Annotated in this window: 2 protein-coding genes; one reads left to right on the top strand and one right to left on the bottom strand. The window is 71.0% G+C overall.

Annotated elements, in window-relative coordinates:
• A partial coding sequence (locus AB0J39_RS39660; RefSeq protein WP_363474375.1) for a hypothetical protein occupies positions 1–234 on the bottom strand: 234 nt, incomplete at its 3' end.
• Here AB0J39_RS39660 and AB0J39_RS39655 point away from each other — a divergent pair.
• Positions 130–1,205: condensation domain-containing protein (locus tag AB0J39_RS39655; protein ID WP_363474373.1), on the top strand; the 1,076-nt coding region annotated here is incomplete at its 3' end. The two genes, AB0J39_RS39660 and AB0J39_RS39655, sit on opposite strands and share 105 nt — an antisense overlap.

Below are 1,205 nucleotides of genomic sequence, written 5' to 3'. Positions count from 1 at the left end.
CAAACCACCAACGGACACCTCGAATACCTCGGACGCACCGACCACCAAGTCAAACTCCGCGGATACCGCATCGAACTCGGCGAAATCGAAGCCGCCCTGTTGGAGCATCCTGGTGTCGGGCAGGCGGCCGTGCTCGCCCGAGACGGCCGCGGCACCGACGCCGGCAAGCATCTGGTCGCCTACGTCGTCCCGGCCGATGCGGGCGGGGATGTGGTGGAGGAGGTGCGCGAGCATCTGCGGGCGGTCCTGCCGCACTACATGCTGCCCTCGGCGGTGGTGGTGCTGGAGCAGCTGCCGCTGACGGTGAACGGCAAACTCGACCGCGCGGCATTGCCCGAACCCCACCTCACCGCCGGCGCCCAGTACCGCGCCCCCAGCACCGCGCGGGAGGAGATCCTCTGCAACCTGTTCGCCGAAGTCCTCGGCATCGACCGGGCCGGGATGGACGACGACTTCTTCGACCTGGGTGGCCACTCCCTGCTCGCCACCCGACTGACCAGCCGCATCCGCGCCGTACTCGACGCCGAAGTCCCCGTCCGCGCCGTCTTCGAAACCCCCACCCCCGCCGGACTGATCCGCCACCTCGACGCCCAGGCACCCTCCCGCTCCCACCTGACCACCCGCCAGCGCCCCCACCCCCTGCCGCTGTCGTTCGCCCAGCGCCGCCTGTGGTTCCTCCACCACCTCGAAGGCCCCAGCCCGACCTACAACATCCCCCTGGTCCTCCGCCTCACCGGCGACCTCGACCCCGAAGCCCTGGCGACGGCACTCAACGACGTGGCAAGCCGGCACGAAACCCTGCGCACCGTCTTCCCCGACATCGACGGCATCCCCCACCAGCACACCCTCGACCACGCCCACGTCGAGCTGACGACGGTCCAGGCGGCCCCGAATGAGGTGAACGGGCTGGTGGACGACGCGGTCCGCCACGCCTTCGACCTGGCGGTCGACCTGCCGATCCGCGCGTGGCTGTTCACCGTGACCTCCGGCGCCTCATCGAGTTCGGCGCACCGGACAGCGCAGGCAGCGCAGTCCGGCGATTGCCCCACGGTGCCCGCCGAGCATGTGCTGGTGGTGGTGGTGCATCACATCGCCGGGGACGGGTGGTCGCTGCGCCCGCTGGCCTCCGACCTTGCGACCGCCTACGCCGCCCGGCGGCAGGGGCGGACACCCGCCTGGGAACCGCTGCCGGTCCAGTACGCCGA

Source organism: Microbispora sp. NPDC049633 (genome assembly GCF_040675265.1).
Lineage (GTDB): Bacteria > Actinomycetota > Actinomycetes > Streptosporangiales > Streptosporangiaceae > Microbispora > Microbispora maris.
Note: the sequence above shows the minus strand (reverse complement) of the source record. Positions and strands in the feature narration are given on the sequence as shown.